Raw genomic sequence first — 25,188 nt, forward strand, 5'->3', positions numbered from 1 at the left:
GCAGGGGGAACCTCAGCCGTAATCAACCGTAACCGGCGCATGATCACTCCACCGAAGCACATGCTCCGCGGCCCGCTCCACATACGCCTTCACCGCCCGCCCGGCAAGCCCCTGCGTAGCCATGTGGTAGTCAATGCGCCACCCGGCGTCGTTGTCGAAGGCCCGCCCCCGGTAGGACCACCACGAGTACGGCCCCTCGGTATCCGGATGAAGCGAGCGGACGACGTCGGTGTACCCCCCGTCGGCCGGGTCCAGAACGCGGGAGAGCCAGGCCCGCTCCTCGGGCAGGAAGCCGGAGTTCTTGCGGTTGCCGCGCCAGTTCTTCAAGTCGGCCTCCTGGTGGGCGATGTTCCAGTCGCCGCAGACGAGCACCTCGCGCCCGGCCGCCGCCGACCGCTCACGCAGGTCGCACAGGTAGGGCAGGAACGCCGCCATGAAGCGTTCCTTCTCCTCCTGCCGCTCGGTGCCGACCTCACCGGAGGGCAGGTACAAACTGGCGACGGTGAGCCCCGGCAGGTCCGCCTCGACGTACCGTCCCGAGTTCTCGAACTCGGCTGTGCCGAATCCCACCCGCACGCTCTCGGGCTCACGCCGCGTAAGCAGCGCGACCCCCGCCCTGCCCTTGGCCGACGAGGGCGCGTAGAAGGCGTGCCAGCCCTCCGGATACCGCACCGTCTCGGCGAGTTGTTCCGGCTCGGCCCGGACTTCCTGGAGGCAGATCACCTCCGCTTCCGTGGCCGCCAGCCACTCCGCGTAGCCCTTCTTGGCGGCAGCCCGGAGACCGTTGACATTGACTGTGGTGACCTTGCGCATCCGTGCACCTTACGATGCCGGGATGGAGATCGTTCCCATACATTTCGACCACCCCGACGCCCGGAAGCTCAACGACACCGTGCTCCAGGAGTACACCGAGCGTTACGGCGACCCGGAGGGGGACGCGACGCCACTGGATGCCGCGATGTTCCAGCCGCCGCGCGGTCTCTACCTGCTCGCCCGCGACGACGAAGGGCGGCCCCTCGCCACGGGCGGCTGGCGTTCCATGGACGCCGGCGAGGAGAACTACGCGGACGGCGACGCGGAGCTGAAGCGCATGTTCGTCGTCCGCGAGGCCCGCGGACAGGGACTGGCCCGCCGGATACTCGCGATGCTGGAAGATGACGCGCGCCTCGCGGGCCGCGTCCGGATGGTGCTGGAAACCGGCATCGAACAGCCGGAGGCCATCGCGCTCTACACCTCGTCCGGCTACGAGCCCGCCGAGGCCAAGTTCGGTCACTACCGCTTCATGAACGAGAGCCGCTGTTACGTCAAACGGCTGCGCTGACCGCCTCGTTCGCCGTCACCCCACTCGCCATCCCCCCGCTCGCCGTCCCGCTCAGGCACCTGCCCCGGTTCGGGCACAGCTGCCTGCCCAGGTCCGGGCACGGACACAGGCACCGGCCCGCGCACGAAATCGGCCGCGTCGGCGATCCCCCGCTCCTCGACGGAGACGGCCCGCACTCCGGGCAGTTCCTCGGCCAGCCGCCGGGTCAGCACCTGCCCGGGCGGCAACTCCACCAGGCAGTCCGCCCCGGCGTCTGCCAGCGTCATCGTCATCTCTTTCCAGCGCACCGGCAGCGCCACCGACCTGGCCAGATCGTCGAAGACCGCGTTCGTGGCGCCGCGCAGGCAGCGCCCCTCCGTGCTCGTCACATACGGCAGCGTGTACGAGCGGCGCTTGATCGTGGCCAGATGCTGCGCCATCCGGATACCGATGTCGTGCTCGGTCTCCGCCGCGCGCTCCAGCAGTTCGCCCCGCAGCCGTACGGCACGCAGCGCCTCGCCGAAGGTGAGCAGCCCGGTGACGACGGCCGCCGCGAAGCCTCCGAGCCCGTGGCCCGCGACGAGCGCCGGGGTGATCTCCTCGTCCTCCATGAGCGCGGCAGCGCCCGCCACTCCGGCGATCAGCAGGCATACGTGCCGGGCCACCTCCGACTCCTCCAGCGCCTGGGCGGTATCCAGTTCGGCGACCCCTCCCGGGTGGCTCCACTCGGCCTCGGCGAGTACGGTCGCCGAGGCCGTGGTGTCGGGCAGCCTGTGCAGCATGCCAGGCCGCTGCGAGCCCAGGCCGGGGAAGAGGAACGCGACGCTCATGGGGCTACCCTCACCCGCCGGGCCGGGCCCGCGCCAGTGGCGTCCATCCCGCGGCGGAGCCTCCTGGCGCACCGCCACCGCGGATGCCGCGCGCTCCGGGAGCCCCGATGGTGGGCGTATGACGGAAAACATCTTGTTCGCGGATTTCACCGACCGTGGCACCGAGGCGGCGCTCAGGGCGCTGGACGATTTGGCCGGCGCCCACACCGAGGGGCAGCTCACGCTGCGCGAGGCCCGGGTGATCGGCCGTGACGCGGAGGGGAACGTCGCTGTCCCCGGCGAGGTGGATCACACCAACAGCTCCGCCGGCTTCGCCGTCGGCGGGCTCGTCGGCGCGCTGGTGGGCCTGGTGGGCGGGCCGGTGGGGGCCATGCTCGGTTTCGGCGCCGGAGGGCTGATCGGCGGTGGCCACGACCTGCGCCGGGTGACGGAGACCAACGCCGCGCTGGAGGAGCTGACCTCGGAGGTCCCGCCGGGCAGTACGGTCCTGGTCGCCGAGGTGGACGAGGACGCCCCCGGCCCGGCGGACAAGGCGCTGGGGCCAGGCATCCGGCGCTACGCCGCCGCCCAGGTGCGCAAGGACCTGGAGGACGCGCTCTCGGCACCGGATGCTCCCTCGTCCCGGCCGGAGGAGTGATCCGGGACGGTCAGCCGGGAGGCGCCCGGACAGGGCGGTCCGGGACGTGGCCGGTCCGGGACGTGGATGGAGGGAGCGCCGATGGCTGTGGCCTGGGGAGTGCTGATCGTCTCCGGATGCCTGGAGACACTGTGGGCGACGGCCCTGGAGGCGTCGAGGAACTTCCACCGGCTGGGGCCCTCGCTGCTGTTCCTGGCCGCCCTCGCGTGCAGCATGGCCGGATTGTCGTACGCGGTCAGCCACATCCCGCTCGGCACCGCCTACGCGGTCTGGGTCGGCATCGGCGCCGTGGGCACCGCCGTGTACGGCATGGCGGCGCTCGGTGAACCCGCGACGGTGGCCCGCCTGCTCTGTCTGCTGCTGATCGTCGCCGGGGTGGTCGGACTGAAGCTCATCCCCTGAGCCCCGGCGCGCCGGGAGCGCACGCCCGGCCCGGAGCGCGGCCCGAGCCCGGAGCGCGCGCCCGAACCCGGAGCACGGGAGCGCGACCCCGCCGCCCCCGGCGACACCCCTGACCGCATCACACGGCGCCGGTCCCCGCCGTCCGGCACCCCCAGGCCCTGGGCCGGGCGCCCGGCACCACGTGAACCGGGCGCCCCGCACGTCGTACCAGAGGACAACGCCGGATCCCTACTGATGGGGACGCCGGCGCCCGCCCTCCCTGTCTAGCGTTGGCCCCATGACGCAGACCACCGCCGGGACCTCCACCACCGGGAGCTCCGCCTCCGTCCCGGACACCGGAGCGGGGGCCTCCGGCGCACTGTCGGGGCTCCGCCAGGACCTGTTCACCGGTGCGTTCGCCGCCCGGCCGCTGCCGCCCCTGCCGGAAGCGGGCCCCTCCAGCGTCCTGCGGCGCCTGCCGTCCGGTATCCGGCAGGGCCTCCGGTGGACTCCGCACTGGCTGCTCGGCGCGGGCGCCGCCCTGGCGTTCCTCGGGATGACCCCCGGGGCGGTCGGCGGCGGACCGCAGGAGACGCTGTTCCTGCTGAGCATGTGCCTGCTGCTGGCCGTGCCGCTCGTCCTGGTCCTCTCCCGGCCGGTGGGAGCGTTCTGGATCTCGCTGGTGGCCTTCGTCGCCACCTCGCTCATCGGAGGCGACCCTCCCTGGGAGGGCGGCATGGGGCCGTTGTGCCACCTGATCGTGATGGTGGTGGTGGTGCTGCGGACCCGCCCGCGCACCGCGCCGGAGATGTGGCTGCTGACCGTGGGCCCCATAGCCGTTCTCTCGGCCCTCACCCACGCAGTCGGCAGCCTGTCGTTCTTCACGCTCTTCTCCGCCGTCGTCCTGGTGGCAGCCGCCGCCGGGCGGGCCTGGCGCGAGGAGCGCCGGCACCTGGTGGAGACGGAGACCGTCACCGCCCACGAGCGCGCCCGGCGCACGCTGCTGGAGGAGCGCGCCGTCATCGCCCGCGAGCTGCACGACGTGGTGGCGCACCACATGTCCGTCATCGCCATCCAGGCCGAGGCCGCCCCCTTCCGTGTCAAGGACACCCCGCCGGAGCTGGCGGGCGCCTTCACCACCATCCGGGAGAACGCCGTTGCCGCGCTGACCGAACTGCGCCGCATCCTGGGCCTGGTACGGGCCGAGGGGGCGGAGGGGTTCCACGGGGACCCGGAGGCGCCGCAGCCCACCCTGTCCGACCTCGGTACGCTCCTGGAGGGTGTGCGGGAGGCGGGCCTGGAGACGGAGGCGGTCATCACAGGTGCGCCCCGGACGTTCCCGCAGGGCGTGGAGCTGTCGGCCTACCGGCTCGTCCAGGAGGCGCTCAGCAACGCGGTGCGGCACTCTCCGGGGGCCAGGGCCCGCGTCGAGCTGTCGTACGTCCTGGGCGGTCTGGGGCTGCGCGTCGTCAACGACGGGCCGCGGCGCCCGGTCGCACCGTCTCCCGGCTCGGGGCACGGCCTGCTGGGGATGCGGGAGCGGGTGCAGCTGCTGGGCGGGGAGATGACGGCCGGGGCGACGGAGGACGGTGGCTTCGAGGTGGCCGCCTTCCTGCCCGCCGCACCGGATGCCCCGTCCCCCGCACTTGGCGGGACGAGGGAGCGAGAGGGCGGGAGCGCCGCGCTGGGCGGCGGGAAGACGACACAGGGCGAGGGGAACGCGGCATGGGGAGAGGGAGCGGCGTGATTCGCGTAGTGCTCGTCGATGACCAGGAGTTGGTCCGGGAGGGCTTCTCGGTGCTGCTGGGGGCGATGCCGGACATCGAGGTCGTCGGGGAGGCCGACAGCGGCCAGGAGGCGGTGGAGAAGGTCGCCGCGCTCAGCCCTGACGTCGTCTTGATGGACATCCGGATGCCCGGCATGAACGGCCTGGAGGCCACTCGGGAGATCGTCGCCCGCGATACGGGGACCAAGGTGCTGGTCCTGACCACCTTCGACCTGGACGAGTACGTTTATCAGGCCCTGCGCGCTGGAGCGAGCGGCTTCCTGCTCAAGGACGCCTCCGTCGGCCAACTGGCGGAGGGCGTCCGGATAGTGGCGGCCGGGGAGGCTCTGCTCGCGCCGACGGTCACCAAGCGGCTCATCTCGGAGTTCTCCAAGCTCGGCGCCCCGCGCCCCACCGCCGAGCGCATCGACGACCTCACCGAGCGGGAGACGGAGGTGCTGGTGCTGGTCGCCCAGGGCCTGTCCAACCAGGAGATCGCCGAACGGCTGGTGGTCGCCGAATCGACGGTCAAGACGCACGTGGGCCGCATCCTGGTGAAGCTGGGCCTGCGCGACCGCACCCAGGCCGCTGTCTTCGCGTACGAGCGGCACTTGGTGAAGCCCGGCGGCTGAGCCCCTCGGCGGGCTCACGGGCGTCCGGCCGGCCAGGGGCCGGGCCGGCGCCACGATACCCGTCTCCGTCAGGGGTTTTCCGGGCCGGGAGCCGCCAATGGTCGGACCACCTTTGCCCGTTGTTTACACACCCCTGTCACCCCGCTACGTTGACGCCCACGCGCCACACGGCCCAGCCGGTCCCGCTGCTTTCCGAGCGGTATCCGGTCCACCAGTCCGGCAACACCCCTGCCCCTCCGGCAACGCCCCCGCCCGCCCCCGGAGCCGGCTCGCCCGCCCCGGAGTCCACCGCCGAAGCCGACACCAAGGAGATCCATGAGACCCGTCCGACGTGTGTGCACCGCCCTGCTCGGCACCGTGGCCGCCGTCGGCCTCGCGCTGGCCGGGACGCCGGCGCAGGCCGCACCGGTGAATTCCGCGTCCCCTCCGGTCAGTGCCGCACCGGAGGCCGGAAGCGGCCACCGGATCCTCGCGAAACTCACCCACGCACAGGCGACGGCCAAGTTCCGGGCCGCCGGCATCACCTGGACGTCCAGCGGGGGCTGTTCGGACCGCAACAACCCCAGCTGCACCTCCTTCGACCAGCTCAACTCCGCGACGGCCGACGGTGCCGTGACCCTGAAGAACGCCTCGGGCTGCGCCGTCCGCCTCACGGGCGGCACGGAGACCGGCCACGCCTCCGGTACGTACAGCCACTGGAACGGCTACAAGCTGGACATGTCCCTCTCCAGCTGCCTGGACGGCTACATCACCGGAACGTTCGCCTCCATCGGCGGCTCCAAGTGGAAGTCCGCCTCCGGCAACATCTACTACCGCGAGGGCAACCACTGGGATGTGACCTACTACAACTGCGGCGGCTGCTGAACCCGTCCGGGCCCGTTCGTCCAGGACACCCCGCACGCGCCTGAGCCGCACCACGCGGCCCGCCTCGCTCACCGCGGCCCGGTGGCAGCGGCCCTCCGGTAGACGGAGACGACGAAGGAGGCCGTGACGCCCACCGGGCCCCCCAGCGCGGCCACCCGCTCGCTCAGCTCCTCCGGGCGGACGTGCCGCGCGGCGGGGCCCATGGCGGCCAGGTTCGCCACGTCGCGCCCGGACAGCTCGACGGTGTATTCCAGGGTCTCGGACCGCTCCCGCTCGAAATACGCGGCCAAGGTGCGCTCCAAACGCTCCTCCTTGTCGGGATCGACCTCCAGCAGCCCCACCCCCCGCCGCAGCTCGCGCAGGTGTGCGCCCGTGGGCGTGACGACGACAAGGGCGCCACCGGCCCGCAGGACCCGGTGGAACTCGGCTCCATTGCGCGGCGCGAAGACATTCAGCACGGTGTCGATGCCGCCGTCCCGGACCGGAAAGGGCTTCCACACGTCCCAACTGGCCGCCCCCGCCCGCGGGTGCGCCCGCGCGGCCCGGCGCAGCGCGTACGGCGAGGCATCCAGTCCGAGCCCCGTCGCCCCCGGCAGCGCTTCCAGCGCGGCGGCGAGGTAGTAGCCGGTGCCGGCTCCGGCGTCCAGGAGGGTGCCGTCCTCCGGCCCGAGCGCGGCGACGGTCCGGGCCAGCGTGCGCGCCAGCGGCGCGTAGTGTCCGGCATCCAGGAAGCCGCCGCGGGCCTGGACCATCCCGGCGGTATCCGCGCTCCCCCCGCGCCGCCCTCCGCTCAGCAGACTCACGTAGCCGTGCTTGGCGACGTCGAAGGTGTGGCGGCGCGGGCAGCGGAGCGAGCGTTCATCCGGTTCGAGCCGCTCCTGACACAGCGGGCACCGGATGACGGTCAACAGGGTGGGCCACGGTTCGCGGCGCAGCGGGTGCGGTTCGGACATGGTGATTCCGCACAGTACCCGCGCCCACGGACACTCGACGCCCACCGCCGAGGGCGGCATCCGGTGCCCGCCCGACACCGGGAGGCCCGACGGCGCGGAGTGCTCACCCCCGCGCCGTCGGGGGCGGATCAGGCTGCGGCGAACCCTCCGAACTCCTCGACCAGATCGGCCGCCCGCGAAGTGCCGCCCTCCGAACGGGACTCGGCCTTCAGCCGCGCGCAGCGGCGCGCCACCTCCGGGTCGCTGGTGAGCGCCAGCAGTGCCTCGCGCAGCCGCTCGGGGGTGGCTTCCCCGGTGTCGATGCGCCGGGCGACGCCGAGACGGGCCAGGACATCCGCGTTGCCGAACTGTTCGGCTCCCTGCGGCACGGCGATCATCGGCGTGCCCGTGAACAGCCCCTCGGCGCTCCCGCCCATTCCGGCATGGGTGACGAAGGCGTCGGCCTGTTCGAGGATCGCCAACTGCGGCACCCAGGAGCGCACTTCCACGTTGTCCGGGATCTCCCCCAGTTCCGCGGGGTCGGTGTACTTGCCGATCTGGAGGACGACATGCCAGCCGGGCAGCCCGCCGAAGGCGGCGACGCAGCTGCGGTAGAACGCGCTCTGCCTGGTGTAGGCGGAGCCGAGCGAGACGAGTAGTACGCGTCCGGCGCCCGCCGGGCGCTCCCAGGTGCCCCGGTGGCCCGGCTCGCCGAAGCACGAGCCGACGAAGGTGACCCGGCCGGTGTCCACGCGCTCGGCGTGCGGCTGCATGGCGCGCGGGATCATCGCGAGCGCGCGCGGCGGGAGCCCCATGTACGCGTCCACATCGGTCGTGGTCGCCCCGCAGGAGGCCAGCCAGGAGGCGAATTTGGCCCGGAAGGCGTCCGCCCCCGGCAGCCCCCACAGCTGCGCCCCCACCTCTTCCTGGTAGCCCTCCCACGACACGTAGGTGGGCGAGAGCTGCATCACAGGCCGGCCCTGCTGCTCGGCCAGCGCGCGGGCCGCCATCGCGCCGATGTCGTACAGATACAGGTCGGGCCGGTCCTCGCGGTAGGCGGCGCGCAGTTGGGGCAGCACGGCGACGGCGTCCTCCAGGAAGACGTCCATCGCGGCGATCGGGTCCTCGGGCCAGTCGTTGTCCGCGACGGGCAGGCCCGACTTGTAGGGCACGAGGTGCGCTCCGGAGGATTCGACGAGTCCGGCGACGGCGGGGTCGTTGGCGTAGGTCACCCGGTGGCCCCGCGCCACCAGTTCCCGGACGATTTCCAGGCTGGGCAGGACATGGCTGACGGCGGGGATACCGATCATCGCGATATGGGCGCGCCGACGCGACGGGCGGGAGGTACTGGACATGAGTGATCACTCGATTCAGAGCTACGGGCGGAAGAGGACACGCGGACGAAGACACACGCGGCGGACCGGAATGCCACGTCTTCAGGCATCCGGTGCGCGGGAAGCGGTACGGGGCGATCGCCCCGCCTCGGTGTCAGCCGTAGATCTGGAGGTAACGCATGTCCGCAGCTTATCCGACCGGTCACGGCAACCGCCCGCGCATTTACGGCCGGGCTGCACAGGCCCCCACCCGGGCTTCGGTGCCGCCCCGGGCACGTGCTGCGGCCCGAGCGTGCGGGCCGCGCCCACACCCCGGCCGCCCGGCCCGCATGTCGCGCACAGGGCGGCACACCCCGTATCCGAGGCCCAGCGCGCCCGGGGCCCCGAGCGCACCCGGCGGCACCGCTACGACCATCATTCGGAAAGGATCAGCACCATCCTGAAAACCGCATGCTCATAAGTCTGAGTACTGCGAACAGGGGTTTCCGCTAGCTGGGGTATTCGTTGACCGTTTGTGGCCGAGACGGTCATCCTCAACAATTTCCCCCTAGCGCTGATCTCGTCGTGGACAACACATGTTTATGGGTCACCGGCCCTTGAACAGAAGGCCGTGCGCAAGTGGGACCGGTCTCGACACAAGTCGTCTGAACCTGCACTCAGAGAAGAGAGTTCAGCCTTGACCGAGCCTCCTCACACGTACACCGCCTACGTGCCCAGAGACCCCGACCCCGGTGTGCCCGGCCCGAGGACCTCGTTCGAACCGGCCTTGGACTCCCCCTCGACCGCCCACGGGCTGACCGCTCCCGACGACATCTCGGGGCTCACCGAAGTTCCCGACCCCCGGTTCACCGGCCTCACCAACGATCACCCGGAACGGCTCCCGGAAGGCGAACACGCCGACCTGGAGGCCGAGATCGCCTACTTCCTCGACACGGTCGAGCAGCCTCTCTACAGCGACTCCCGGGGCGGTCTGGCCGGCGCGCGCCACCGCAAGGACCGCCCGCTGGAGCGGATCAAGCAGAATCCGGACCTGTCCTGGCGGCGCGCCCTGAGTGCCTTCTCGGTGACGCTGACAGCCCTGATCGTCGTACTGGTCAGCCTGCTGGGCGCCCAGGCTTCCTACCCGCCGCTCTACGACCTCGCCAGGGACACCGCGCCACCGGGAGTCGCGCACGCCTGGCCGCTGCTGATCTACGCACCCTGGCTCGCCGCCACACTCTCGATCCTGCGCACCCGCGCCTACCGGCGCCGCAGCGTGCACTCCTGGCTGGTCGTCCTGTTCTTCGCCGCCGTGGCCTCGCTGCTGTGCGTCGCCGCCGCTCCCGCCACCCCGGCCGGCGTCGCCGTGGCCGGCCTGCCCCCGGTGACCGCGCTGCTCTGCTTCCACCAGCTCGTCCGCCAGCTCGACCTGACAGCCGCCGGACCGACGGCCTCCCGCCACGCACGCCCCGCCCGGGGCACCCACCGCCACCGCCCGGTCCGCTGAGACCCGCCGGGCGCCGTCGCAGGGGCGCCCGGCGGAGACGGGGTCGAGCTGCCCCCTGAAGCCCCGTTTTTCCAAAACAGCAATAAAGATTGCCAAACACGGTCACCCCGGCCCAACCTCGGGCACGGAGGTGATCGCGCCATGAGCGGCACATGGAACCGCGCGAAGTCCGCGGCCATCGAACCCAACGCGCCCGAAGGGCCGGACAGCCCCAACAGTCCGGCCCCGGAAGGGGCACTTCCGCCAAGGCATCCGGTGGCCGTGGCCGGAAAGCACGAGCCATTCGACAACCGCGATGAAAACGAACAGGTCACCCGGCGGCCGGAATTGACGACGCAGCGAGCCGACCCGGCCCCTGGTACTCGGCTCTGGAACCCGGCTCCGGCCCCCGGTTCCCGGCGCCTTGGTGTGCCCGGTGCCGCGCCGTCGCTCCCCCCGTGTGTGCGCTCGCCCAGGAGCAGGCCCACCGTGCCCGAACTGACCGTATCCGTCCGCCCGTTCGCACGTCTGGAGGAGATATGCATCCGCGCGGCCCCGAGAAGACCCCTGAAGACCACGACAAGGCCATGCTGAGCACTCAGCTCGAACGTGAAGCCGAACTCCACTCCCCCGCTCTGGAACAGGCGGCCGACTGGCTGCACACCTTGCTGGAACCCGCCGGAGCCACCACGTCCGCCCCGTCCTCCGGATCCGCCGGATCGGCGCCGGTGGCCGACAGCCCTCCCGGCCGCGAACTCGTCAACCGGATACTCGACATCGGCAGCGGGCCAGGAGCGACCAGCTGCCTGCTCGCCCGCCGGTTCCCCGGCGCGGAAGTCGTCGCCGTGGACCAGGATGCGAAGCTGCTCGAGGACACGCGGGCCCGCGCGGCCGGCCAAGGGCTGCACAGCCGGATATCCACCCAACAGGTCCGCCTGCCACGGGATTTCCCCGCACTGGGCCGCGCCGAGCTGATCTGGGCCGGGAACACCGTGCACCATCTCGGCGATCAGCAAGGCGCGTTGAGCGCGCTGGCGGCCTGCCTGCGGCCCGGTGGCGTACTCGCCGTGGCAGAGCGCGGGCTGACTCCCCGCTTCCTCCCTCGCGACATCGGTCTGGGCCGCCCCGGTCTCCAGGCCCGCCTGGACACCGCGGCAGAGGACGCCTTCCAGGCCATGCGTGCCGCGCTGCCGGACGCCACCAGAGCCATCGAGGACTGGCCCGCCATGCTGGCCGGAGCCGGCCTCGTCCCCACCGGCACCCGCACCTTTCTGATCGACCATCCGGCTCCCCTGTCCATGGCCGCCCACGAATACCTGCATACCTGGCTGGTCCACCGGCGCGCACAGGTGGGCGGCCTGCTGGACGAGGAGGACCGCGCCACCTTGGACCGGCTCGTGGACGGAGATGCCTGCACCGGCATCATCTGGCGCCCCGACGCGTTCTACCGCACCGCCATCACCGTCCACACGGCCCGCGCCTGCGCACCCCGGCCACCCGCCCGCCGCTAGAGACTCACCTGTTACGGGGTCCCTACCGGTCACCTCGGCACGTTCCCAGCAGTCTCCTTCCCTGAGCCCCGCGACGGAGGGATGCGGCCGATGGATGAGAACACCTGGCTGACAGAGCGGTTCGAGGAGCACCGGACGCACCTGCGCGCGGTGGCCTGCCGGATGCTCGGCTCCATGAGCGAGCCGGAGGACGCGGTTCAGGAACTGGCTGCGCCTGAACCGCACCGGCGCCGACCGCGTCGAGAACCTCTCCGGATAGCTGACGCCCGTCGTGGCACGGGTCAGCTTCAACCTGCTGCGCGACCGCGCCTCCCGCCGCGAGGACCCCTCGGGGCGAGGGCAACCGGCCCGGCGGAACCGGCCATCGAGAACAGCGCCGGTCCCGAGCAGGAAGCGCTGCTCGCCGATTCGGCCGGACTCGCCCTGCTGGTGGTACTCGACACCCTTGCGCCTGCCGAACGGCTCGCCTTCGTCCTGCATGACATGTTCGCCGTGCCCTTCGACGAGACAGGCCCCATGCTCGACCGCACCCCCGCCGCCGCCCGCCGCTCGCCAGCCGCGCCCGCCGCCGCGTCGGGGCAGCCACTCCGGCATCCGAGGCCGGTCTGAGCCGTCAGCGCCGGGTCATCGACGCCCTCCTCGCCTCACGCGGCGGGGACTTCGACGCGCTGGTCTCGCTGCTCCACCCCCGATGTGGTCCTCAAGGCCGACCGCGAGGCCGGGCCCACCCCCACCCTCGTCGTGGTGCGCGGCGCCCGCGCTGTGGCCAAGGGCGCGCACGCCGCCTCGGCACGCGACCGCTTCACCCGCCCGCCCTGGTGAACGGCACGGTCGGCCCCGTCATGGCCCCGCGCGGACACCTGTTCCCGCTGCTCGCCTTCACCCGCGTGGACGACAGGATCACCGAAACCGACATCATCGCCCCCGCCCGCCTCGCCACCCTGGACCTGGCGGTCCTCGACGCGTGAGATCCGACCACGCGCCCCGGGACCGCCACCCGGTCAACAGCGACAGACCCGCCCGGCAGCCACCCCCACATCCACCCCGCTCAGAAGCCCGCCCAGTCCGGCGCCCACACGTCGTGCGGGATTCGCGGGCCCGCGGTGCGCAGATGGTCGCGTAGCGCGGTCAGCACGGGGTGCTGGTCTCCGCTGCGGAACAGCAGCACGTGCGGGTAGACCGGAGTCGGGTCGTGCAACGGGATGCGCCGTAGGTCGTGGTTCTGGGGCCACAGGTACCGGTCCCCGCTGCCGACGAGGGTGGCCAGCGAGGCCGAGTCGGCCAGCGCGTCCATCAGGGCCTCGTCACCGAAGTTGGGGCCGAGCGCGTCGATGCTCAGCCCGAAGGCGTCGGTCAGCGCCTGGTAGAACGCGGCCCACTCGGTGCCCTCCCTGATCCCGGGGATCCAGATGCGGTGGCCGGCCAGGTCCGAAGGACTGATCCAGGGCGCGTCAGCCAACGCGTGGCCGGGTCCGACCAGGAGCTCCAGGGGCGCGTCCAGTAGTCGTTCGGCGCTGACCCCGGCCGGGACCTGATCCGCCGGCAGGGCACGGAAGGACGCGTCGACGGTCCCTTCGAGCACCGCCTGGGCGGCCTGGGCGGCGTTCTCCTTGCTCAGCGTGACCGCGTCCAGGTCCGTCCCGGGGTGGGAGCGGTAGAACCGGTAGACGGCCTGGGCCGGGGAGATGCGCCGATTGAGGACATCGACGCGCAGGGGACGGCTTCCGGGGCGCACGGCATGCTCGGCCTGCTCGATGGCCGCCAGGACCTTCTTGGCGTGCGGCAAGAAGACCTGGCCGTCCACGCTCAGCCGGGAGCCTCGGAAGGTCCGTACCAGGAGCGTGGCTTCGACGTGTCTCTCCAGGGCCGCGATCCGCTTGGAGACCGCCTGCTGGCTGATCCCCAGCTCGTCGGCTGCAGCCTGGAACTGGCCGGTCTCGGTGACGGCCAGGAACGTCCGCAGCGCTTCAACATCCACGTGCGCACCCTACTTTCACAACCACCAGTTGTTCCTTCTGCAGTACGGGGTTGTTTGATCGGGTGTTCTGCGCAGTGATGGGATCAGCGCATGTCCACCCGCACAGAGCAGGTCATGTATGTCGAGACGCCTGAGTTCGCGCGTCACGCGGAGCGGATCGTGGAGGTGACCGATGCGACGTCCCGACTGAACGTGCTTCCGTTCAGCGACAGCGAAGCTCGCGCGGAACTACTTTCTGTTGTATTCGGTGGCCCGCTGCCGGAATCAGTGATGATCTACCCGCCGTTCTTCACCGAGTACGGGCTGAACACGACGTTCGGGGAGAACGTCTTCGTCAACCAGGGATGCACCTTCATGGACAAGGGAGGCATTCACATCGGAAACGGCGTCATGATCGCCCCGAAGGTGAGCCTCATCACCGGAGGCCATCCACTGCCACTGGCGGAGCGCCGCGAGTATCTCTCCTTCGCCCCGATCGTCCTTGAGGACAACGTCTGGATCGGGACGGCTGCCGTGATCACGCAGGGGTGACCATCGGTGCCGGTGCGGTGGTCGCCGCCGGCGCTGTGGTCACTCGTCATGTTCCTGCTGGCACCGTGGTCGCGGGAGTGCCCGCCCGTGTGATCAAGAAGATCGACTGAGCCCGGCCGGGCTGCCGGCCCGGGTGCGCGGCACCTCTGCGGTCTGATCCTGATGCCTCGTCATGCCCGGCTGACCGACCGGCAGGGGGAACGCCTTCGGCCTCTGCACCCTCCAGCACCGGTCGTCGCGGCAGGCGGTGGGCCGAACACCGCCGCATCGTGGAGGCGGTCGTCCACCAGTACCGCACCGGTATTCCTCGGCGAGCGGGACCTCCCCGCCGGGTTCGGACCCTGGAAGACCGTGTGGGCCCGCCACCGCCGCCGGGCTGTCGGTGGGACCTGGGATCGCGCGCTCGGCGTCTTGCTCGCCCGCGCGGCAACGAATGCAGGAAAGAGTCCTTGAGTCCCTCCTGAAACCCGCTGCTGGCCGAGGCTCACCGGCCTGCGGGGCACGCGTCGGGCGAGCAGTGGACCGCATCCGACTCGGTGTTCACCACTCACTGCGGGACACCTGTCGAGCACCTGCGGATCGCTCCTCGCCGCACTCGACGTCCACCCGCGCATCGCGATGCAGATCCCCCGACACGGCAAGATCGCGATCACGATGGAGGTCTATACGCACGTACCGTCCGAGGAAACGCGCAAGGCGCTGCGGAAGCTCGGCAAGCACCCCGGCGGACCCACTGACGATCAAGGACAGTCGCCATAGTTGCTGTACTTCGCTGCTGTACGACGCGAAAGAGCCCCTGCCGGATGACTCCGACAGGGGCTCTGACGTCTGTGGACCTGAGGGGATTTGAACCCCTGACCCTCTCGTTGCGAACGAGATGCGCTACCGGACTGCGCCACAGGCCCTTGCGACGTGAGAAACCTTAGCATCCTCGTCGGGCCGGGAGGAAATCCGTTCCTGTGCTGGTCACAGGGCCGATCACTCGTTGGCGGCGCGGGGGCGCTCCTCTTGCTCGTACTGGTCGAAGAGGGGGGTGCGGTTCCGGTCCCGGGGGCGGCGGGGGCGGGGGGAGTCCTCGGATTCGGGCCGGTCGGAGGGGGCGGGCGCCTGCTCCGCGGCGGGGGCCGTGCTGGAGCGGGCCGAGCTCCAGGTGTCCGGGGCCTCCAGATCGACGCCGCGGGTGGTGCGGGGTGCGACTGGCGCGCTCACATAGGTCGGCAGGGGGACGGGAACGGGCTCCCAGCCTTCACCCTCCGCGCTCTCACGGTCCCGCGCACGCTGCTGGTCGACCCACTCCGCGTGATCGGTCTGCTCGACGAGCGCGCGCCGCTCGGCGGCCTCCTGCTCCTCGGCCCGGGTGCGGGCCCGGCCCTCTTGCAGCTCTTCATCCGGAGCGGCTTCATGACGAAGCTCCCCATACGGGTCTCCGTGCGGGTCTCCGGACGCGTTCTGTGCTTCATCCGGTGCGTCGAATCCCGCGCGGGCGTCCCGCGACGTGCTCCGGCCCGTCCGTGTGACGCGTCCGCCTCTGCCCGGACCGGATTCATGGCCGGTCTCCGCTTCGTGGTGCGCGGCCTGGCGCGGGCCGGAGGAAGGGCCGGGTGATCCGCTGCCGGGTGACCCGCCGCCGCGCGGTCCGTGCTCGCGCAGAACGCGGGCTGCGGCCTCGGCGCGCTGACGGTCCATGGCGGAGGCGAAGCGGCGGCGTTCCTGGGCTCGCAGATGGGCGATGTACGCGCTGAGCAGTACGGCAGGTACGGCGGGTGCCCACAGGAGCGCAAGCCCGCCGATGGCGGCGACGACGGCGCCCGCGGTGAAGCCCAGGAAGAGCAGCATGGTCGTACGGCGCCGCCGGGCCAGCAGTCTGGCGCGCTTAGCCTGTTTGGCCTGTTTGGCTCGCTGGGCGTCCAGCGCGGTGGCGCGCGCCTCGGCTCCGGAGGGCGCTGTCTCGCCGGCCGCGCCGGGGGCCGCCTGCTCGCGAGCGAGCCGCTCGTGCCCGGCGCCGGGCTCCCCATAGGGCCCCTGCGGCCCGTGTGACCCGGGCGGTTCCTGCGCTCCGTCCGCCGCTGCCCGCCCGGCCCCGCGGCCGACGGCTGGTCCGTGCTCGCCAAGGGGGCCGTGCGGGCCCGGCTGTCCCTGCCGGCCCCGTACGGCGCGCCGGGGCCCCGCGCGGCGCCCGTCGTGGGCGTCTTCGGATTCGCGTGTCTCCTGGCGCCGCTGCCCGCGCAGGTCGTCGGCCTCGGGCCCGGCGGTGCGGCCGTGGCGTTCGGCGGGGCGGTATGCGCGTACCTCGGTCGGCATCTCGGAGCCGAGCGCGCTGACCTTGGTCTTGGGGTCGGCGAATCCCCGGACGTCCACTGCCTCCTCGGCGGCGTCCGGTTCTCTCCGGTGCGCGTCATCGTCGTAGCCCTCGGACTGGGCCGGGCCGCTTCGTGCGGACGCGGCGCCGCCGCGCGCTTCCGGCACGGACGGGTCGTCCGTCTCACGCGCTTCGCGCGCCTCGCGTCGCTCCGCGTCCTTCGCGTACCGGCGCTCCATTCCGGCTTTGCCGGACAGCAGCCGGATGGCGGTGCTGAAGCGTTCCGTCGGACGGGCTTCGTTCAACTCGTCCTGGCGGCGAAGCCACATCGGCACCAAGTAGGCGGCCCAGGCCCCGACGATGACTGCGTAGATGAGGCCACTGCTGCTCACCCTCACACGGTAGAGGGGATTGCATGAGCCCATCTGCCAAATGCGGCGGCGTGTCGCACGATCTGGCTGATCTCTCCAACTTTTTTTGTGATTGCTGCACTACACAACGCGAAATGTGGCCGGTTAATGGCCGGAGAGAGACCATTCGGTGCTCGATATCGAACGTTTATTTTATTTCGGTTGAGCGTCCGGGGCTCGTCCGGTGCCAGCGCGTGAGGAGCCCTTCCGGTACTTCCTCCGCGGTGAGAGCGAAGACCAGATGGTCGCGCCAGGCCCCGTCGATGTGGAGATAGCGCGGGCGGGTGCCCTCTTCCCGGAAGCCGAGTTTCTCCACGACCCGGCGGCTGGGAACGTTCTCCGGCCGGATACAGATCTCGATCCGGTGCAGACCCACGGAACGGAAACAGTGGTCCACGGCGAGGGCGACGGCCGTCGGCATGACGCCGCGTCCGGCGACGGCCTGATCGACCCAGTATCCGATGTGGCCCGAACACATCGAGCCCCACGTGATCCCGGCGACCGTCAACTGGCCCGCCAGCCGCCCCTCGTACTCGACGACGAACGGCAGCATCCGGCCGGCCTGTGCCTCGCCACGCAGGTGACGGACCATCTGACGGTAGGTGGGGCGCCGCGGGGGCAGCTGGCCGGGCGGGGCCGGCGGGATCGTGGCCTCCCAGGGACGCAGCCAGTCGCGGTTGCGCTGGTTGACGTCGCGCCAGGCGCGCTGGTCGCGCAGCTTTATAGGACGGAGGACCGTGGGGCCGTCCGCCAGCTCAGCAGGCCACGGAGCGTTCAGCGGGGGTCGTCCCCTCTGGGTTCGCCGGGCTCTTGGGGAACGCCCGGTTCGGCCGGACGCCCGGTCCCGAGTTCCTGTCCCGGGCCCACCGGATGCCCGGGCCCGGATGCCGGCTCCGGCTCCACCTGATGCCCCGGATCGGTCGCCAGGCCGGTCTCCGCCAGATGGTCGCCGCCGTGGATCTGATCGACGGCGTGCCTCAACAGGCGGGTCAGGACCGCGAGTCCGTCGCGGACGCCGCCTGTGGAGCCGGGAAGGTTGACGATGAGGGTGCCATCCGCCACGCCCGCGGTGCCGCGGGAGAGGACGGCCGTGGGCACCTTGGTGAGCCCCTCTGCCCGGATGGCCTCGGGGATGCCGGGGATCTCGTAGTCCAGGACGGCGCGGGTCATCTCGGGGGTGCGGTCGGTGGGGGAGATTCCGGTGCCGCCCGTGGTGAGGATGACGTCATACCCTTCCGCGACCGCCTGCTGGAGCACCTTCCGGACCGGCTCACCATCCGGTACGACGGTGGGGCCCTCCGTGCTGAAGCCCAGCGCTGTCAGGCTCTCCACCAGGAGCGGGCCGCCCTTGTCCGCGTAGACACCGGCGGCGGCGCGGTTGGAGGCCGTGACGGCCAGGGCGCGGTACGTGGCGGTCGCGGGCCGGCACTTCCCCTGGGGCCGGGTTCCGGGCCCGGCCTGCGGCCGGCCGTGGCCGTCAGGGCCGTCGGGGCCGGTGTGGCCGTCATCTCCGGCGGGGCCGGCAGGGCCGGGCTGGTGCTGGTCGGGGCCGCTCACCTGTCCTCCTCGTCCGCCGGGAGCCCCCGGCTCCAGTCTCCCGATTTCCCGCCGGTCTTCTCCTCCACCCGCACATCGGTGATGGCCGCCGACTTGTCGACGGCCTTCACCATGTCGATGACCGTCAAAGCGGCGACCGTAACCGCCGTGAGGGCTTCCATTTCCACGCCGGTACGGTCGGTGGTCTTCACCTGGGCGGTGATCTCCACGGCGTCGTCGGCGACCGCGAGATCGACCTTCGCACCGGATACCGCGAGGGGGTGGCACAGGGGGATCAGTTCGGGGGTCCTCTTGGCTCCCATGATCCCTGCGATCCGGGCGGTGGCGAGCGCGTCCCCCTTGGGCATTCCCTCGCCCCTGAGCAGTTCGACGACGCGGGGCGAGACCAGCACGCGTCCTGTGGCCCGAGCTGTCCTCGCCGTCACGTCCTTGGCGGAAACATCGACCATCCGGGCAGCCCCGGACGCGTCGACGTGGGTGAGGTGCTGCTGCTGGGGGCTGCTCATCGTTCTCCCGGTCCGGTGCTGTGCCGGACACGGTACCGGCAGAGGCAAGAGCCGGGCCCGTTGCCTCAGTCGAGGGGGATGACCGTCACTTCCGCACCGGATACCACCTCGGTCGCCTTCTCCGGCAGGTCGATCAGCGCGTTGGCCTGGGCCAGGGCGGCGATCAGGTGGGAACTCGCGCCCCCGACGGGCCGTACCGTGCCCGTCTCGCCGTCGTCCTGGGGCGGGGTGTAGACGCCGCGCAGGAACTGCCGCTTCCCCTCGGGGGAGGTCAGCGCGGCCCCGGACCCGGTCTCCAGACGGGCGCTGACACTGCGGCGCCGGACGGGCTCATACCCCATGAGGGTGCGCAGCGCTGGCCGTACGAACAGTTCGAAGGAAACGTAGGCGCTCACCGGATTGCCGGGAAGGGTGAGGATCGGCGTGCGGTCGGGGCCGATCAGGCCGAAACCCTGGGGCTTGCCGGGCTGCATGGCCAGGCGCCGGAACTCGACGTCGTCGCTCGCGCCGTCCCGGTCCTCCTCGTCCTCGCCGCCGCCGAGGGTGCCGACGCGCGAGAGCGCCTCCTTGACGACGTCGTAGGCGCCGACGCTGACGCCTCCGCTGGTGACCACCAGGTCGGCCCGGATGAGTTGGTCCTCCAAGGTGGAGCGCAGGGTCTCGGCGTCGTCGGCCACCGCACCGACGCGGTAGGCGATGGCGCCCGCGTCCTGGGCGGCCGAGGTCAGCACGAAGCTGTTGGAGTCGTGGATCTGGCCGGGGCCCAACGGCTCGCCCGGGGGCACGAGTTCGCTCCCGGTGGACAGGACGACCACTCTGGGGCGCGGCCTGACCTTGACAGCACCGCGTCCGATGGAAGCCAGCAGGCCGACCTGCGGGGGGCCGAGGACCGTGCCGGCGGTGAGTGCGACCGTGCCGGCCTTCACGTCGCTTCCCTTGGCGCGCACATGCTGGCGCGGGGTGACCGGGCGGTGCACCCTGACGTGGCCCGACGCATCCTCCGGTGCGGCGCTGCGCGAGCGCATGGCGTCGGCCGGGCCCTCTCCGGTGCCGCCGTCGGTCCACTCGACGGGGACGACGGCCTCGGCCCCCGGGGGCAGGGGCGCGCCGGTCATGATGCGCGCCGCCTGACCGGGGGCGACCTCCGGCAGGTCCGCACTGCCCGCCGCGATGTCGCCGATGACGGTGAGCACGGCGGGGAAGTCCTCGCTGGCGCCCTGGACATCCGCGATACGCACGGCGTAGCCGTCCATGGAACTGTTGTCGAAGGGCGGGAGGGCCGCCGGAACGATGACATCCTCGACCAGGACGCAGCCTTGCGCGTCGAGGAGCTTCAACTCGATGGGGTCCAGGGGCCGGATGCTGCGGAGGATGTCCTCCAGATGCTCATCGACCGACCAGGTCTTGCTCAAGACTTACATCTCCTCGGTGACATAACTGCGCAGCCAGTCCCGGAAGTCCGGGCCAAGGTCCTCACGTTCGCACGCGAGCCTGACGATGGCACGCAGATAGTCGCCCCGGTCACCGGTGTCGTAGCGACGGCCGCGGAAGACCACGCCGTGGACGGGCCCGCCGAGCGACGTGTCCGAGGCGAGGGACTGGAGGGCGTCGGTGAGCTGGATCTCGCCGCCGCGCCCCGGCCGGGTCTTGCGCAGGACCTCGAAGACTCCGGGGTCGAGCACGTAGCGGCCGATGATCGCCAGGTTGCTGGGGGCCTCCTCCGCCGAGGGCTTCTCCACCAGGTCGGAGACGCGGACGACGTCCTGGTCCGCCGTGGGGCGGGCCGCCGCGGCGCCGTAGAGGTGGATGCTCTCGGGCTCGACCTCCATGAGCGCGATCACACTGCCGCCGTGCTCCTCCTGGACCTCGATCATCTTGGTGAGGAGCGGGTCGCGGGGGTCGATGAGGTCGTCTCCGAGCAGTACCGCGAACGGCTGGTCGCCCACGTGCGGCGCCGCGCACAAGACGGCGTGCCCGAGGCCGCGCGGGTCTCCCTGGCGCACGTAGTGCATGGTGGCGAGGTCGCTGGATTCCTGGACCCGGGCGAGCTTGGCGGCGTCGCCCTTGTCGCGGAGCACCTGCTCCAGCTCGTAGTTGCGGTCGAAGTGGTCCTCAAGGGGGCGCTTGTTGCGGCCGGTGACCATCAGGACGTCGGAGAGCCCGGCGGTCACCGCCTCTTCCACCACATACTGGATCGCGGGCTTGTCGACGACCGGAAGCATCTCTTTCGGCGTGGCCTTGGTGGCGGGGAGAAAGCGGGTGCCCAGGCCCGCCGCCGGGATGACAGCCTTGGTGATCCGTGTACGGGTAGTAGTCATGTCCCGCACGATAACCGCTGACTTGAAGCAGAAGATAAGCGTCCGCACAGTTTGTTGCCATATGCGGACGAGGGAGGGGTTTAGCACCAGATGAGCCAGTCGGCCTCCTCGGAGCAGCGTAGTAAGCGGGAGTTGCGGCGCGGTGTCCTCGCGGTGAGGGCCGCGTTGAGCGCGGATGACGTAGCGGAGTCGGCGCGGGCACTCGCGCGGCAGGTGCTGGAACTGCCGGAGCTGGCCGGCGCCGCCTCGGTCGCCGCCTATGTGTCGGTCGGGACGGAACCCGGCACCGGGCCCCTCCTCGAGGCGCTGCGCGAGCGGGGGGTGCGCGTGCTGCTGCCGGTGCTCCTTCCGGACAACGACCTGGACTGGGCGCTGTTCGAGGGCGCCGGGGCGCTCGTACGGGCCGGGCGCGGGCTGCTGGAGCCGTCCGGGGCAAGGCTCGGCCCGGATGCCGTGACCGGGGTGGACGCGGTGCTGCTGCCCGGCCTGGCGGCCGATCGGCGCGGGCTGCGGCTGGGGCGTGGCGCCGGATGCTACGACCGCGTCCTCGCCCGCCTGACGGCTTCCGGGGCCGGGCCGGTGCGAGCGGTGCTGCTCTACGAGGGCGAACTCCTCGCCCACGTGCCCGAGGAGGAGCACGACCGTCCCGTCGGACTGGCGGTGACCCCGCGCGGCGTACACCGCTTCGGAGACGTACACCGGCTCGGGGGCGGCCCGGCCTGAGGGCGGGGGTCCGACCGGGCTCCGCCGGGAAGACCTCTCCGACTCCGCCGGGGCGGCCCTCGGAGGCCGCCCCGGCGGGTTCTCACGGTGTGAGGGCCATCTGGTCCTCGGTGGCCTTGTTGACGGCCTTCTCGCCGTAGGGCCACTTCAGGAGTTCACCCCTGGCCCATTTGCTGGTCTGGTCCGTGTAGTGCTCGTTGTACGCGTGCCCGGATGCTCCGGTGAGGTTGATCCACCGCGAGTTGTCCAGGTCGTTCAGATCGACGACCATCCGCATCGAGGGCACCCAGGTGACGTCGTAGCCGCCCGCCGCGTTCCATCCGGTGGCGTTGACGGCGGCCTCGCCCCCGCTGAGGTTCCAGGGGCCCCTGTTGAAGATCCACTGGATGTAGCCGGGGCCCGAGGTGCCGAGCGTCTGGTGCTTGAGCATCAGCCGGTGCAGCCTGCCCCAGCTCCAGGTGTTGATGTCCTTGCCGAGCTTGGAGGTCAGCTCCCAGCGGGCGTCCTTCATGGCGTGGGCCAGCAGTTCGTCGCGGTTCTTGTCACCGTCGCGCCGCAGTGTGCCCTGGGTCTTCCACCACTCGCTGTCCGGATGCTTCAGAAGTTCGCGCACCACCTCGAACCAGCGGTCGCCGCCGTCCGGCTGCGCCAGGTCGGCCGAGCGCTGTCCGCACTCGCGCACCAGACGCGCGTTGCCGTCCAGGTCGTCGAGCGGGCCGGAGTCGTCGGAGGGTGCCACGCTCAGGCAGTCGCCCTTGACACGCAGTTCCTTGGGGAGCTTGTTGCCGAAGGCGAGCTTGAGGAGGTTGCGCCATACGGCGTTGAAGTAGGCGGCGGGGGCCGAGTCGGAGTCCTGGGTGTAGTCCCAGCCCTCCAGCAGTTCCTGCGCCTCGCGTACGTACTTGTCGCCGACCTCGATCTTGAGCAGGTAGGGCACCAGCAGCTTGGCGATCTCGCTGCTGTTGTCCATCTGCATCGTCTCCATGTCGCCCATGGAGATCTTGCCGCCGTCCTTGATCTTCGACTGGATCAGGTCGTTGATCCGCTGGCTGCGCGCCCCGTAGCCCCAGTCGTCCGTCAGCAGGTACGGATACTTCTCGCGGTCCACGACGGCCTGGTTGGCGGTCACGATGTAGCCGCGCGAGGGGTTGTACTCCCACGGCAGGGCGCGCTGCGGGATGTAGCCCTTCCACCGGTAGCGCTTGTCCCAGCCGGGGGCGGGGTAGCGCCCGTCGCCGGCGCCGCGCACCGGGATGCGGCCGGGGGCCTGGTATCCGATGTTGCCCTTGGTGTCGGCGTAGATGAGGTTCTGCGAGGGGACGGCGAAGTCGCGGGCGGCCTCGCGGAACTGCTTGAAGTTCGCGGCCTTGTTGAGCTTGAAGATGCCGTCCATGGTCTTGGAGGGCTCCAGGGCCGTCCAGCGCAGCGACACGGCGTAGCCGTCGCCTCTGTCCGGTGCCGAGTTGCCGACGGGCGCCTCGTCGCCGACCTTGCGCAGTTCCTTGTCACGGTCGGAGATGATCGGGCCGTTGTTGGTCTCCCGCACCGTGATCTCGCGGTTCTTGCCGCCGGCGACCTTGATGGTCTCCTTGCGGGTGCGGTAGGGCACTTCCTCGCCGTCGTAGAGGTAGTGGCCGTCCTTGACCTTCTCCAGGTACAGGTCGGTCACATCGGCGCCGAGGTTGGTCAGGCCCCAGGAGATGTCCTGGTTGTGGCCGATGACCACGCCCGGCATGCCGGAGAAGGTGAAGCCGGAGACGTCGTAGGGGCAGGAGGCGTCCACGGTGCGGCAGTGCAGGCCCATCTGGTACCAGACCGAGGGCAGTTGCGGCGCCAGGTGCGGGTCGTTGGCGAGCAGCGGCTTGCCGGTGGTCGTGTACTTCCCGGACACCACCCAGGAGTTGGAGCCGATCCCGCTGCCGTTGGGCCCGAGCAGGCCGGGGATCTCATCCAGCTTCTTGGCGACGGTGCCGAGTTGGGTACTGGCCCCCTCAGCGGCCCCAGCGGCGCCCTGAGCGCCGTTTCCGGCGCTGGGGGCCCCGGGGTCCGGGGCGCCTCCTCCGGCACCTGTGGAGGCACCCTGAGTGCTTTCACCGGTTCCACCGGAGCCTCCGGACCGGGAGGAGGTGCCGGCGCCGCCCGCCGCACCCTGGGAGCCGGGGTCGCGCTTGGCCTTGGGGTCGAAGCTCTTGCCCGCCGGGTCCACCGCGCCCTTGTCGACGACGGGCTTGTTCCGCTCGTAGGGGTAGCTCGGGTACAGCTGCTCGATCTGCTTCTTGGTCAGCCTGCTGGACATCAGCGCCCTGTCGGTCTCGTCCGACATGTTGCCGCGCAGGTCCCAGGCCATCGCCTTGAGCCAGGCCACGGAGTCGACCGGCGTCCAGGAGTGGGGCTTGTAACCGTCGCCCGCCAGGTCGAGCGCCGCGTACTCGGCGGAGAGCGCCGAGCCCTTGTGGTCCTTGAGGTAGGCGTTGACACCCGCCGAGTACGCCTTGAGGAAGTCCCTGGACTTGGCCGGGAGTTGCTTGTACTCCTTCTCCGCGACCTCGCGCCATCCGAGCGTCCGCAAGAAGGCGTCGGTCTCCACCTGGCTGTCGCCGAACATCTCCGAGAGGCGCCCGGCGGTCATGTGGCGGCGTACGTCCATCTCCCAGAAGCGGTCCTGGGCCTGGACGTAGCCCTGGGCCAGGAAGAGGTCCTCGGCCTTGTCCGCGTAGATCTGCGGGATCCCGCTGCCGTCCCGCTTCACGCTCACGGGGGCGGCGAGGCCCTTCAGTTTGAGCGAGCCCGTCGTCTGCGGGAAGGAGTCGCGGACGGTACTGACACCCCAGTACGTCCCGCCTCCGATGCCTGCCACGAGCAGCAACACGACTGCGATCACGATCAGACGGGCGCGTCGCGAGGTCTTCTTGGCGGGCATCGCTGTCCTTCGAGGGGCAGGGCGGACCTTGGGCTGGGGGACGGACGGGACCGATCCGTCCGGAGCAACCATAGGACGACCTTCGGCGCGGCCGGACAGCGAGTCACCAACTGCGGATCTCCGAGGTGGGCATATTCAAGCAATGGTAAATTGTTAGCTACCCAAACGAACTAGAGGTTCGGGGACAACAGTCCAGAACCTGTGGATAACCCATGGGCGGGGCGTTAAGAATCCGTTAGGAAGGCATCAGGAGGCCGTAAGAACGACCCGCACAGCCACCGCCGTGCCCACGCGC

Annotated in this window: 21 protein-coding genes, 1 tRNA gene and 2 pseudogenes; 11 read left to right on the forward strand and 13 right to left on the reverse strand. The window is 71.1% G+C overall.

Going from position 1 to position 25,188, the window contains the following annotated elements; translation table 11 throughout:
• Positions 1–12: 12 nt before the first annotated feature.
• Positions 13–813, reverse strand: coding sequence for an exodeoxyribonuclease III (locus ABD339_RS18370; RefSeq protein WP_344567362.1), 801 nt, complete (start codon positions 811–813; stop codon positions 13–15).
• A gap of 22 nt (positions 814–835) precedes the next feature.
• On the opposite strand from ABD339_RS18370, the gene ABD339_RS18375 reads away from it, so the two are divergent.
• Complete coding sequence (locus tag ABD339_RS18375) at positions 836–1,321, forward strand: GNAT family N-acetyltransferase (protein ID WP_344567363.1); 486 nt, start codon at positions 836–838, stop codon at positions 1,319–1,321.
• Here ABD339_RS18375 and ABD339_RS18380 read toward each other — a convergent pair.
• Complete coding sequence (locus ABD339_RS18380; RefSeq protein ID WP_344567365.1) at positions 1,300–2,130, reverse strand: acyltransferase domain-containing protein; 831 nt, start codon at positions 2,128–2,130, stop codon at positions 1,300–1,302. The two genes, ABD339_RS18375 and ABD339_RS18380, sit on opposite strands and share 22 nt — an antisense overlap.
• 118 nt (positions 2,131–2,248) lie before the next feature.
• Here ABD339_RS18380 and ABD339_RS18385 point away from each other — a divergent pair, with 118 nt between their 5' ends.
• The 5 genes from ABD339_RS18385 to ABD339_RS18405 all read left to right on the forward strand — a co-directional run bounded on the left by ABD339_RS18385 (position 2,249) and on the right by ABD339_RS18405 (position 6,409).
• The gene (locus ABD339_RS18385) at positions 2,249–2,767 is read left to right on the forward strand and encodes a DUF1269 domain-containing protein (protein WP_344567367.1); all 519 of its coding nucleotides are present in this window, start codon (positions 2,249–2,251) and stop codon (positions 2,765–2,767) included.
• Between the two features lie 81 nt (positions 2,768–2,848).
• Positions 2,849–3,169, forward strand: coding sequence for a DMT family transporter (locus tag ABD339_RS18390; RefSeq protein ID WP_344567369.1), 321 nt, complete (start codon positions 2,849–2,851; stop codon positions 3,167–3,169).
• 277 nt (positions 3,170–3,446) lie between these two features.
• On the forward strand, positions 3,447–4,895 hold the full coding sequence (locus ABD339_RS18395; RefSeq protein WP_344567370.1) for a sensor histidine kinase: 1,449 nt from the start codon (positions 3,447–3,449) through the stop codon (positions 4,893–4,895).
• Positions 4,874–5,545, forward strand: coding sequence for a response regulator (locus ABD339_RS18400; protein ID WP_344567372.1), 672 nt, complete (start codon positions 4,874–4,876; stop codon positions 5,543–5,545). Before ABD339_RS18395 ends, ABD339_RS18400 begins: the two co-directional genes overlap by 22 nt.
• Positions 5,546–5,860: 315 nt before the next feature.
• Positions 5,861–6,409, forward strand: coding sequence for a hypothetical protein (locus ABD339_RS18405; protein WP_344567374.1), 549 nt, complete (start codon positions 5,861–5,863; stop codon positions 6,407–6,409).
• 68 nt (positions 6,410–6,477) lie between these two features.
• Here the strand turns inward: ABD339_RS18405 and ABD339_RS18410 are convergent, their stop codons facing one another.
• Positions 6,478–7,362 carry a putative RNA methyltransferase gene (locus ABD339_RS18410; RefSeq protein ID WP_344567376.1) on the reverse strand — a complete coding sequence of 295 codons (885 nt, stop codon included), beginning with the start codon at positions 7,360–7,362 and terminating at the stop codon, positions 6,478–6,480.
• Between the two features lie 128 nt (positions 7,363–7,490).
• The gene (locus tag ABD339_RS18415) at positions 7,491–8,696 is read right to left on the reverse strand and encodes a macrolide family glycosyltransferase (protein WP_344567378.1); all 1,206 of its coding nucleotides are present in this window, start codon (positions 8,694–8,696) and stop codon (positions 7,491–7,493) included.
• Positions 8,697–9,351: 655 nt separating this feature from the next.
• Here ABD339_RS18415 and ABD339_RS18420 point away from each other — a divergent pair.
• From ABD339_RS18420 to ABD339_RS33855, 3 genes and pseudogenes are all read left to right on the forward strand, one after another.
• Positions 9,352–10,161: a DUF2637 domain-containing protein gene (locus ABD339_RS18420; protein WP_344567380.1), complete on the forward strand. Its 810-nt coding sequence runs from the start codon at positions 9,352–9,354 to the stop codon at positions 10,159–10,161.
• A 518-nt stretch (positions 10,162–10,679) separates the two neighbouring features.
• Positions 10,680–11,651 (forward strand): class I SAM-dependent methyltransferase, encoded by a 972-nt coding sequence (locus tag ABD339_RS18425; protein WP_344567382.1) that lies wholly within the window; start codon positions 10,680–10,682, stop codon positions 11,649–11,651.
• A 90-nt stretch (positions 11,652–11,741) separates the two neighbouring features.
• A pseudogene (locus ABD339_RS33855) lies at positions 11,742–12,619 on the forward strand (sigma factor).
• Positions 12,620–12,699: 80 nt separating this feature from the next.
• On the opposite strand, the gene ABD339_RS18445 reads toward ABD339_RS33855, so the two are convergent.
• Entirely contained in the window at positions 12,700–13,629 is a 930-nt protein-coding gene (locus ABD339_RS18445) for a LysR family transcriptional regulator (protein WP_344567390.1), read from the reverse strand.
• 114 nt (positions 13,630–13,743) lie between these two features.
• Here ABD339_RS18445 and ABD339_RS18450 point away from each other — a divergent pair.
• Positions 13,744–14,270 (forward strand): annotated as a pseudogene (locus ABD339_RS18450) (DapH/DapD/GlmU-related protein).
• 721 nt (positions 14,271–14,991) lie between these two features.
• Here ABD339_RS18450 and ABD339_RS18460 read toward each other — a convergent pair.
• From ABD339_RS18460 to galU, 7 genes are all read right to left on the reverse strand, one after another.
• Positions 14,992–15,065: transfer RNA gene (locus tag ABD339_RS18460), tRNA-Ala, on the reverse strand.
• 73 nt (positions 15,066–15,138) lie between these two features.
• The gene (locus ABD339_RS18465; protein ID WP_425576022.1) at positions 15,139–16,851 is read right to left on the reverse strand and encodes a collagen-like domain-containing protein; all 1,713 of its coding nucleotides are present in this window, start codon (positions 16,849–16,851) and stop codon (positions 15,139–15,141) included.
• A gap of 166 nt (positions 16,852–17,017) precedes the next feature.
• Positions 17,018–17,647: a GNAT family N-acetyltransferase gene (locus ABD339_RS18470; protein WP_344567489.1), complete on the reverse strand. Its 630-nt coding sequence runs from the start codon at positions 17,645–17,647 to the stop codon at positions 17,018–17,020.
• Positions 17,644–18,267, reverse strand: coding sequence for a MogA/MoaB family molybdenum cofactor biosynthesis protein (locus tag ABD339_RS18475; RefSeq protein WP_344567491.1), 624 nt, complete (start codon positions 18,265–18,267; stop codon positions 17,644–17,646). Before ABD339_RS18475 ends, ABD339_RS18470 begins: the two co-directional genes overlap by 4 nt.
• Before the next feature lie 155 nt (positions 18,268–18,422).
• Positions 18,423–18,932 carry a cyclic pyranopterin monophosphate synthase MoaC gene (moaC, locus tag ABD339_RS18480; RefSeq protein ID WP_344567392.1) on the reverse strand — a complete coding sequence of 170 codons (510 nt, stop codon included), beginning with the start codon at positions 18,930–18,932 and terminating at the stop codon, positions 18,423–18,425.
• Positions 18,933–18,997: 65 nt separating this feature from the next.
• Entirely contained in the window at positions 18,998–20,344 is a 1,347-nt protein-coding gene (gene glp, locus ABD339_RS18485) for a molybdotransferase-like divisome protein Glp (protein WP_344567394.1), read from the reverse strand.
• Positions 20,345–20,347: 3 nt separating this feature from the next.
• On the reverse strand, positions 20,348–21,250 hold the full coding sequence (gene galU / locus ABD339_RS18490) for a UTP--glucose-1-phosphate uridylyltransferase GalU (RefSeq protein WP_344567396.1): 903 nt from the start codon (positions 21,248–21,250) through the stop codon (positions 20,348–20,350).
• Between the two features lie 90 nt (positions 21,251–21,340).
• On the opposite strand from galU, the gene ABD339_RS18495 reads away from it, so the two are divergent.
• A complete protein-coding gene (locus ABD339_RS18495; protein ID WP_344567398.1) occupies positions 21,341–21,973 on the forward strand; it encodes a 5-formyltetrahydrofolate cyclo-ligase in 633 nt (210 codons plus the stop codon).
• 82 nt (positions 21,974–22,055) lie between these two features.
• Here the strand turns inward: ABD339_RS18495 and ABD339_RS18500 are convergent, their stop codons facing one another.
• A complete protein-coding gene (locus ABD339_RS18500) occupies positions 22,056–24,893 on the reverse strand; it encodes a penicillin acylase family protein (protein WP_344567401.1) in 2,838 nt (945 codons plus the stop codon).
• Positions 24,894–25,188: the final 295 nt, after the last annotated feature.

Source organism: Streptomyces axinellae (genome assembly GCF_039532135.1).
Classification (GTDB): Bacteria; Actinomycetota; Actinomycetes; order Streptomycetales; family Streptomycetaceae; genus Streptomyces; species Streptomyces axinellae.